The sequence below is a fragment of the Arcicella sp. GW458-12-2-14-TSB2 genome (genome assembly GCF_059423785.1).
In genome coordinates, this window is record NZ_JBWKYN010000199.1 from 1 (window position 1) to 10259 (window position 10259).

General features: G+C 34.9%; 6 protein-coding genes. 2 read left to right on the top strand and 4 right to left on the bottom strand.

Features of this window, described 5'->3' with window-relative positions; all coding sequences use genetic code 11:
• Positions 1 to 295: 295 nt before the first annotated feature.
• On the top strand, positions 296 to 3001 hold the full coding sequence (locus AC07XN_RS20985; protein WP_494744466.1) for a TonB-dependent receptor: 2706 nt from the start codon (positions 296 to 298) through the stop codon (positions 2999 to 3001).
• A 91-nt stretch (positions 3002 to 3092) separates the two neighbouring features.
• Here the strand turns inward: AC07XN_RS20985 and AC07XN_RS20990 are convergent, their stop codons facing one another.
• Positions 3093 to 4760 carry a hypothetical protein gene (locus tag AC07XN_RS20990; RefSeq protein ID WP_494744467.1) on the bottom strand — a complete coding sequence of 556 codons (1668 nt, stop codon included), beginning with the start codon at positions 4758 to 4760 and terminating at the stop codon, positions 3093 to 3095.
• A 210-nt stretch (positions 4761 to 4970) separates the two neighbouring features.
• Positions 4971 to 6038, bottom strand: a complete 1068-nt coding sequence (locus tag AC07XN_RS20995; RefSeq protein WP_494744468.1) for a hypothetical protein — start codon at positions 6036 to 6038, stop codon at positions 4971 to 4973.
• 331 nt (positions 6039 to 6369) lie between these two features.
• On the opposite strand from AC07XN_RS20995, the gene proS reads away from it, so the two are divergent.
• On the top strand, positions 6370 to 7848 hold the full coding sequence (gene proS, locus AC07XN_RS21000; protein ID WP_494744469.1) for a proline--tRNA ligase: 1479 nt from the start codon (positions 6370 to 6372) through the stop codon (positions 7846 to 7848).
• 768 nt (positions 7849 to 8616) lie between these two features.
• Here the strand turns inward: proS and AC07XN_RS21005 are convergent.
• Together AC07XN_RS21005 and AC07XN_RS21010 are read right to left on the bottom strand one after the other, a co-directional pair.
• On the bottom strand, positions 8617 to 9822 hold the full coding sequence (locus AC07XN_RS21005) for a helix-turn-helix domain-containing protein (RefSeq protein WP_494744470.1): 1206 nt from the start codon (positions 9820 to 9822) through the stop codon (positions 8617 to 8619).
• A gap of 197 nt (positions 9823 to 10019) precedes the next feature.
• On the bottom strand, positions 10020 to 10259 hold a 240-nt coding region (locus tag AC07XN_RS21010), incomplete at its 5' end, for a helix-turn-helix domain-containing protein (protein WP_494744471.1).

Genomic DNA, 10259 nt, shown 5'->3' on the forward strand with positions numbered 1-10259 from the left:
GATAATTCATAAAGAAAAATTAACGTTTTCTTGACGTTTACCTATTCATAAAATTAGAATAAAAATCTATTTAATCAACACCTTCTTCGTGAATTTAGCAAGTTAAAATTGATTAAAATCATTCACTCTTTTTTTAGTCATATTTTTCCTTGAAAAATAATTATTCTACTTTTTAATCATAAATAAATTAAAAATAAGTGATACACAATAATATTTTTTTTATGCTATATTGCAAATAGTTATTTAACTTTTTGTTAAAATAACCAAATTAATATTAATCTTTTCTAAAAAACACATGAAAAAAATTTTTCTGCTTGTAATCCTTGCGGTGCTTGGATTTAAGGGGCAAATCTATGCCCAAGACAAAACGATTACTGGTAAAGTAACAGATGCTAAAGACGGTACAGCCCTTGCGGGTGCGTCTATTGTAATGAAGGGTAGTAAGCGTGGAACGGTTGCAACTAGTACAGGAGAATTTACATTAAAAGTACCTGCTTCAGTAACTACGCTAACGGTCTCATTTATTGGTTACATAACTCAGGAAGTACCAGTGGGTACAGGTGCTTTAAACGTGGCTCTTGTTGCTTCTAGTAATCAGTTAGATGAAATTGTCATTTCAACTGGTAGTAGAAACTCTAAAAGAACGATGACAGATACCCCCTTACCCCTTGATATCCTCTCTGCTGCTGATTTGAAGTCTACGGGCCAAACATCATTCGACAAAGCCCTTCAGTATCGTGTGCCATCTTTCAACACAGTGAACACTCCTGTAAACGATGCTACATCATTGCTTGACCCTTACGAAATCCGTAACATGGGCCCTAGCCGTACCTTAATCTTGATTAACGGTAAACGTAAAAACACAAGTGCTTTGATGTACATTCAGACTTCGCCCGGTCGTGGTGAATCTGGTGCCGACATTTCTGCTATTCCTCAGCAAGCAATTAAGCGTGTGGAGATTTTACGTGATGGGGCTTCTGCACAGTATGGTTCTGATGCTATTGCAGGTGTTATGAACATTATCTTAAAGGATAAATTTGATTATGGCTCGGCTACATTAACGATGGGAGTTACTGGCAAAGGGGATGGAAAACATGTTGGTTTTGCAGTAAACAATGGTTCTAATTTTGAAAAAGGATACATCAACTATACCATTGATTTTAGCCGTACTACTTTGGCAAATCGCCCTGGGGTAGTAAGTGCTGATGCAGAAGCGGATGCAAACCTTGGTTTTGATGCCCCTCTGGCACAAGTTAAGAGCTTCTTAGCCATTAAACCAGATGCTGGGAATATCAATGGTCAGCCAGAAAATACGGCTGCTAAATTCTTGGTAAACGGTGGCTATTCAGTAGGCGAAAAATCTGAGTTTTATTATACCGCTGCTTATGTCTATAAAAGAGTAAACAGCTTTGCCAACTATCGTACGCCTTATTGGAGACCTACTGATAATGGATTGCTAACACCTGCTGGTCAAACATATATGGGTTATGTACCTACTTTCCAAGGAGATTTGAATGACTACACGGCTACTGTAGGTGTTAAAAGTGAAACCAATGGTTGGAAAACAGATTTGAGCTTTACAACGGGCGGTAATAAGCAATTATACACTGTTTCAAATTCAGTAAACCGTAGCTTGGGAAAGAACTCGCCAACTTATTTCAAACCGGGTGGATATGAATTTAGCCATAACGTTGGAAACATTGATATTTCAAAACAAGTAAGTGATAAACTAAGCCTTTCATTTGGTTCAGAGTTCCGTGCTGAAACGTTTACTGTTTTTGTAGGTGATACTTCTTCTTATGTAGGTACTGGTGCTGATTCATTCCCCGGAACAACGCCCAACAATGCTGGTTCAAATAGTCGTTTTAACTTTGGTGGATATTTTGACGTAGCCTATGATTTCACTGATAAATTCTTGGTAAACGGAACAATACGTTCTGAACACTATAGCGATTTTGGTGATGCTACTGTTTACAAAATCAGTTCACGTTATAAAATAAGCGATAAAATCACATTACGTGGTTCATATTCTACAGGTTTCCGTGCGCCATTGTTGCACCAAATCTATCAACAACAAGCGCAGGCTAGTTTTGTACCAGGACAAGGTATTCAAACAAAAGGGGTTGTTAATAACGTAAGTCCACAAGCTTTTGCCTTGGGAGTACCAAAATTAACGCCTGAAAAATCTACAAACTTTACGCTTGGTTTAGGCTTAAATCCTACTAAAAACCTAAGTGTTACTTTTGACTATTACAACATTAAAGTTAAAGACCGTATCGTATTAGGTTCTGAAATTTCAGGTACTCCAGCAGGCAATACAGCTTTAGATAATATTTTGACATCTAACGGTATCGTTGCTGTAAGTTTCTTTGCTAATGCACTGAATACCACTACTTCTGGTCTTGACTTCGTGGTTTCTCAGAAAAACCTTGAATTAGGAATGGGAAAATTGGGTATCAACTTAGCGGGTAACTATACATTCGTAAATGAATACACTTCTATCAACAACCCTAAGGTAATTGCTGATGCAGGTAAATCTATTTTTGATAGAACACAAGACGCTTTATTATTCTCATCTCGTCCAAAATATAAAGTAATTCTTGGCTTCGATTATTTAATCAAAGGAATAAGTTTCAACTTGAACAATACGTTGTTCGGAAAAACACATTTCCACCAAAATGGTTTGGATGCTAATACAGATACTGAATTTACTCCAGCAGTAGTTTCAGACTTGTCAGTTAGTGTACCATTCTCTTCAAAAGTTACTTTCACATTTAATGTAAACAACATTTTGAATGTAATGCCTAAATGGGATTTTGTAGATGTTAAAACAGGGGTTAAAACACGTTATGATGTAAATAACAATGTGCCATCTGCTAAATATTATGAACAATATAATTTGATTACGTTCAATGGTCGTTATTCAAATGTTACTTATGATGGCTCACAATTCAGCCAATTGGGTACTATTTTCAATGCAAGTTTGAATGTTAAATTTTAAGAATGCTTAGTTACACAAAAAGCCAGTTGCTCATTGAGCGACTGGCTTTTTCTATGATAGCCCTCGAAAGTATGCTTGGAACTTGAATAGCTTAGAAGAAAATACCAAAGCTAACTACGCCCTTCACATAACTATTACTAATGATAGCAGAACTATAATCTTCTGTATTATTTAATACATATGGACTATAAGCTTGTTGTGTTTTTGCATAAAGTCCCGTCACATCAACATAAAAATCACCTGTTCTAATACCGATACCCGATGAGTAAATCATGGTAGAACGATTGACTGCATTAGAGCCTTGGTCAAAATTAAATGAGTACGGGCTAGGTTGGTAATTCACCCCTGCTCTTAAACTTAACAAGCCTAATCTGTATTCTCCACCCACTTTAACATTAAACACATTTTTTAAATCACTTTGTACCTTTTGAGTATAATAATTTAAATCGTCAGCAAGGTATTGGTCATTAGCAGTGGTACTCATTTTTGTACCACCATACGCTAGATATTCCACATCGGCAGAGATAAACCCTTTTTTAGCAAAGAAAAACGCTGCACCTATATTTAATTTAAGAGGAGTTCTTAATTGATAATTATCACTAAATGGCGTAGTATTTAACGTAGGCACTCCTGTTAAATAACGAGAACCATTTTTTTCAAGAATCCCGTATCCTAATTGTTTCAAACGATTAATAATACCCACAGTAGCATTATCGGTTCCGTTCGGCAATTCGATACCAACATTCGGTTGTCCTGCATTAGCACTATTTACATCAGCCTTTAGGCTAGAACTCAATGTCTCATCGATATCATACCATGTAGGCGTTGTAATTGATGCCCCCAAACGTATCATTTCATTTGGCTTTACGATTGCTCCAAATGTTAAATTAATTCCACTCCCGCTTGTTGAATAGAATTTAGATTGAGTCATTCCATTAAAAGCCGTATTATTGATGTACTGCTCATTGTATTGCGAGCGTGTTTCGTATCTGAAGCTTGGAATGCCTAAAGAAAACCCAATATAGGTTTTTTCATTAGGAGTACCTCCATAAGCAATTGTCCACTGGCTTGAACGCCCTGTCGATTCAAAAGAATATTTTTGGTTCGATTGTAGTGAACGTTCTGTAACCTGATAGCTTGTATTACCTTGAGGATCTGTAACTGGACCAATTAAGAACGACCAGTTATAAAGGTGTCTAGTCAAATCAAAATTCGGAGCTTGTGATAAAGCATTTACAAAATCACTCGAACCCAAATTATAATCACTTACCTCTCTGTTCACCTGATTAGCAAAAGCATCAGCAATTGAGCTTGTATTATTTCTTCCAGCAAACTGAATATTATTATAAAAAGTATTTTGTCGAGAATAATTGATTGACCATGACCCACGCCATCCCTCTTTATATTGAGGCTGGCTACCTCCAAATACTACACCGATATTAGCAATATTGAAATTGGTTTCGTTCGCTTTTGTATTTTGATTAATATAATTTGAAGTGTTTGAAGTGCTTTGGTAAGCTGGAGTAAAATTGAACTCTGAACGCGTATAAAAGCCTAAACCCGCTGGATTACCTATGGCCGAACTAACGTCTGCTCCTAAGGCCGAATGCGTGCCTCCTAAGGCTTGAAAACGTGCTGATCCTGTGGGTGCTGTTTGGCTAAATAATTTTGCTAAAGCATCGAAGTTATTGTCTTGGGCATTTGCGGATACAACTGATAATATCGAAAATGCAGCAATTAGACGAATAGGGATTTTCATATCTAATAAATTTTAAAGAATGTTATGGATTTATTGAATAAACACAACATTGTTAGCAAGTGAGCAAAGCAATTTGTAATTTAGACTAAGACATTCAAAACACCAAATGCCCTCATTTCTTTTTAAAGAATCTTTTCAATAAAACGTTAAAAAGCCTCACAAAGTACTTCTCTGTGAGGCTTATTGTTTATATTAACTTTTAGAATATTTTTAACGTGGACCACGTGAACCGCTAGAGCTAGATCCTCCTCCTCCGCCACCACCGCTTGAACCTCCGCTAGATGAACCACCCCACGATGAACTGGTAGTTGTTCTACTGCTGTTGTTTGATGATGAATTATTGTTAGACCAATTCCAAGCATTATTGTTAGTATTGCTACTACGATTGGTAGTAGTATTACTGCCAGTGCTATAAGCAGAAGTTGCTCTTTGTGGACGAGAATAATATCCATCGCTACCATTTGAATAGCTAGAATTAGTTCTTGCACCTCTTTGATTACCATTTGCAGTACTTCCGTTATTAAAGTTACCGTTATAAGCCGACTGTGAATAATTATCACGAGTACGTTTTACAGGCGCTGTATATCCCCCATTTGAATAGTTACCGTTCGCACCAGTAACAACCGAGCCATAACCATAATTATTATACACATAAGTATTGCCATAATACCCTCTACCACCGTAATAATTATACCCCCAAGGGTCATAAAAACTATTATATCCCCATGGACTGTATGCATATGAATTATACCCCCAAGGACTGTAGCCGAAACTATAGCTAAACATAGAGCCATAACCCCAACGACTACTTCCCCATCCCCAAGAATCATAGGCATAAGGAGAATAATATGGACTATAACCGTATGGACTCCAAGTATTATATCCATAACCAAGACCAAACGAAATACCTGGATTTGTATACCAGTTATTTACACCATAAGAATTGTAGTTATTGTAATTGCTATATGGAGTTTGGTTTTGATAATAGCTACGAGAATTCATCCAATTTTGTGAATAATATTCATCAGTGCTTTGTGATGTATTGTTGTTTCCTCTATATTCTGGGTTACGTGTAGCATATTCTTCTTCATTTTGAGAAGCATAGAGACTTTCTCGGCTAACTAATGAAGCAGGACGAGCTTCGCTAGCAGAAGCGTAGAGATCATCATACACCCCCGAAGAAGACGATTTAGCGACTTGCTTTGGGGAGCTACATCCCCAAACGGCACTTACCAACGCTAAGGCTGAAAAGAGTTTGATGGATTTTAGAATGTTCATGTTCTTGTATCGTTTAAGATTCTTGTTAATGATTTGGTAGATGATTTAATTGCTAAATACTGGAAAACCAGACCAGAAATTAAAATCAAGAAACAATCGGCTTAATTTTTGTGTCAAACTTACAACAAAAACTTATCTTTGCAACAAGTTATTCACGTCATTAACAAAATTATTTCTTGGAAAGTTGCAATATAAATTATTGATACTGAGATTATAATTTATAAAGCTTGGTATTTATAGGTATGACAATTTATAAAACCATTACCCCTATCTAAAGAACGTAAATAATGATTATTAATTATTTTATTTTTTAATTACCAATTTATACGAAATGAGCAAAAGCCTACCAAAACGTAGCGAAAATTATTCTGAGTGGTATAACGAACTCGTGAAAAGGGCTGATTTAGCCGAAAACTCTGCCGTCCGTGGTTGCATGGTAATCAAACCTTATGGTTATTCTATCTGGGAAAAAATGCAACGTGCTTTAGATGATATGTTTAAAGAGACTGGCCATACAAATGCTTATTTCCCCTTGTTTGTTCCAAAAAGTTTGTTTGAGGCTGAAGAGAAAAATGCAGAAGGATTTGCCAAAGAATGTGCCGTTGTAACGCATTACCGTTTAAAAAATAATCCTGATAAGCCAGGAAAATTAATGGTTGACCCTGAAGCTAAACTTGAGGAAGAACTCATCGTTCGCCCTACTAGTGAGGCGATTATCTGGAGTACTTATAAAAACTGGATTCAGTCATACCGTGATTTACCTTTACTAATTAACCAATGGGCAAACGTAGTTCGTTGGGAAATGCGTACACGTTTGTTTCTCCGCACGGCTGAGTTCCTATGGCAAGAAGGGCACACCGCTCATGCTACAAAAGAAGAAGCTGTAGCCGAAACAGAGCAAATGCTACACGTTTATGCCACTTTTGCCGAAGAATTTATGGCTGTACCAGTAATTCGTGGTAAAAAGTCTGCTAACGAGCGTTTTGCAGGTGCAGAAGAAACATATTGTATAGAAGCCATGATGCAAGATGGCAAAGCTTTACAGGCAGGTACATCACACTTTTTAGGACAAAACTTTGCCAAAGCCTTTGATGTAAAGTTTGTTTCTAAAGAAAACAAACAAGATTATGTTTGGGGTACATCTTGGGGCGTTTCTACTCGTTTGATGGGTGCTTTGATTATGGCGCATTCAGATGATGAAGGGTTGATACTTCCTCCAAAATTAGCACCTATTCAAGTAGTAATTGTACCTATTTTTAAAGGTGAAGAACAATTAAATTTAATTTCAAAAACGATTTTACCAATTGTAGCTGAATTGAAGAAAAAGGGTATTTCTGTTAAGTTTGACCATTCTGATAAACAGTCGCCGGGCTTTAAGTTTGCTGAATATGAACTAAAAGGCGTTCCTGTAAGGCTTGCGATTGGTGCAAGAGATTTGGCTAATGGTACTGTCGAGGTAGCTCGTAGAGATACAAAAGAGAAAAAGACCTATGCTATTGCAGACATTGTAGAAACGGTAAGTAGTTTGCTAGAAGATATTCAAGTAAACATCTATCAAAGAGCATTAACATTCAGGGCTGAAAATACTCATAAGGTTGATACCTGGGATGAATTCACTAAAATTTTAGAAGAAAACCCTGGGTTTATTGCAGCTCACTGGGATGGTACTTCTGAGACAGAAGAGAAAATTAAAGAACTCACCAAAGCTACTATTCGCTGTATTCCTTTGGATGCTGTGGAAGAAGAAGGTAAATGTATTCTGACGGGTAATCCTTCGACTAAAAGAGTGATTTTTGCTAAATCTTACTAACATCCGTTAGTATTTAAAATAACAAGCCCTCAGTTTACCTAAAAACCGAGGGCTTTTTTTCTTAGACGGACTGTTTTTGTTTCGTATAGTAGTTGTATAAACTAAATGATTAATGGGGTGTAAAGCCCTGTGTTCTTAGGTGTTTTTTAAGTTTTTCTTGATTCATTGTAAGCCTTTGATGTGAAATTGTTCTCAACATTCTTACTTTAATTCTTACTTTTAAAGCCATAGTTTCAGACTTGAGAGTATTTCTACCTCTCAAAAGTTCCTCAGTAATATTAACCGCAAGGATCTCAACTGCTTCGATATCTAAAGTGGTTATTGTGCTTAACATATACAGTAATCATTATTAAGGAAAGATGTATCTGTTCAAAATATTAATCAAAAGGTATCGAAAAAAAATTATGGGTTGGGTATGGTATGTTAGTAATACATTAGTTCACTTATCATTAATGGTTAGCTAGTTCTCTTTATATCAGATACGGATAAGAAGGCAAAAGAAGTAGTGGTTAACATTTGGTAAAATATATGTTTGCAAATATTGAGGGAACAAGTGTCAATATGTTAACATCTGGGTTCTATTTTAGTAGTATTTTAGAAAAAAGAACCAATTTTCGACTTTTTTGAGGAGATTTGATAGTTTTTAAGCACTTTTCAAGGATTTTCCGAGCACATCAAAACCTATAGCACTGCTAAAGAAAAAACAAATTTTGCTGCTGAGAGTTACGATAATTACTATTTTTCTCCTTAAACGCTGGAGATTTAAGGTTAGTTTTTAATTTCTTCCATATATTCAATAGGTGTTTTTCCTGTGTGTAATCTAAACACTCTATAAAAATTGCTCTTCGTAGAAAAGCCCGCTTCGTGGTATAATTGCTCAATTGTATACTTTTTAAGAATACCATCTTTTAATAATTGGATTGCATAGTTTACCCTCCACTCATTTTTATAATCTGTGAATTTTTTTAAAAGATGATAATTAAAGTAATAACTAAGATGGTGTATCGGAATGTTTAAAGTTTCTGATAATTCTATGATGGTAAAGTTATCATTTAGGTAAGGCTTATCTTCTAAAAAATATGTTTCAATAATAGCATTAATTTCAGCTAACCGAGCGTCATCTAATTTAAAGTTAGGCTTGTTGGGTTTCTCTATTTTGACTTCTGCTAGTGTGTCTTCAATAAAAAACTCTTCACCTTCATCTGAAATTCCATATAAAATTTTTGGGAAAAAGAATATTGAAACATTTAGTAAAAAATAAATGAAAATTGCATAATCCATCAAGTCATTAATAAATAACCCAGCGTTTAATGAAATGTCAAAATTATTTCTAACTAAAAGTGATAATGTTGCTAGGGTAATTGTTAAAACAATACTGAGTATTGAAAACACCCATAGCCACTGGAGGGTTGAGGTAAAAATAGTTTTTTGAAGTGAATGACCTTTAACATATTTATAAAGCAGATGTATTTGTGCAAGGCATAAGGCAAAATTGAATATGGGTCGTAAAACAAAGTAAAATTTAAAGTTAAATAAAAAAGTCGGTGCATATACAAATATATTATTGATATCATGGGTGATAAACTTTGCTATTTTAAGTTTATGCTCCATAGGAGCAATAATGAATGGGAAGGTCTCAATTAAACTTAAAAGGGCAGGTAAGATTATCAGAAAATCCCATTTATTAAATCTTACTTTTTTTAAAAGCATAAATTTCACGTACCAATAACCAAATGGGCGAACGAGGAATGATAATGGAATAATTATGCCATATAATAAAGCAACAAAAAAATCATCCTTATTCTTTAAAGTACTTAAATAGTACAAGGCAAAAATACCCATTGAAAGGAAATGAAGAGATAAAAAGATATTTGCCTTGTTTTTATTTTTTAAATAGGGGAAGCTGAATACTCCCACAATTATGCCGATAACGTACACAATTCTGACAATTTCAGATTTAAAATATTCTAGCATAATGCATTTGTTAACTTAATATCGAATATATCAACTTAAAAAAGAAGAAATAGGTCTTAAGTATATTAAAATATTGCAATATAAAACAATTTTATTCTAATAAATAGCTTGTATTGATGGGTATGTAAGCAGTTGGGAACTTAAAGTAAATACTTTTAGATAAATACTAATAATTAATCAGTAGGAATAGAAGAAATTTAGGCATTAATTTCTTCCAGAAATTCAATAGGAGTTTTACCCGTATGTAACCGAAACACACGATAGAAATTGCTTTTTGTAGAAAAGCCTGCTTCATGGTATAGTTGCTCGATAGTATATTTTTTCAAAATTCCTTCTTTCAATAGCTGAATAGCATAGTTTATTCTACATTCATTCTTGAAGTCTGAGAATTTTTTTAAAAGATGATAATTAAAGTAATAACTAAGGTGGTGTATCGG

What these genes read in the sequence shown, in the direction of transcription:
- AC07XN_RS20990 (WP_494744467.1), bottom strand. Translation starts at nt 4,760, where the DNA reads ATGAAAATCCCTATTCGTCTAATTGCTGCATTTTCGATATTATCAGTT.
- AC07XN_RS20995 (WP_494744468.1), bottom strand. Translation starts at nt 6,038, where the DNA reads ATGAACATTCTAAAATCCATCAAACTCTTTTCAGCCTTAGCGTTGGTA.
- AC07XN_RS20985 (WP_494744466.1), top strand. Translation starts at nt 296, where the DNA reads ATGAAAAAAATTTTTCTGCTTGTAATCCTTGCGGTGCTTGGATTTAAG.
- AC07XN_RS21005 (WP_494744470.1), bottom strand. Translation starts at nt 9,822, where the DNA reads ATGCTAGAATATTTTAAATCTGAAATTGTCAGAATTGTGTACGTTATC.
- proS (WP_494744469.1), top strand. Translation starts at nt 6,370, where the DNA reads ATGAGCAAAAGCCTACCAAAACGTAGCGAAAATTATTCTGAGTGGTAT.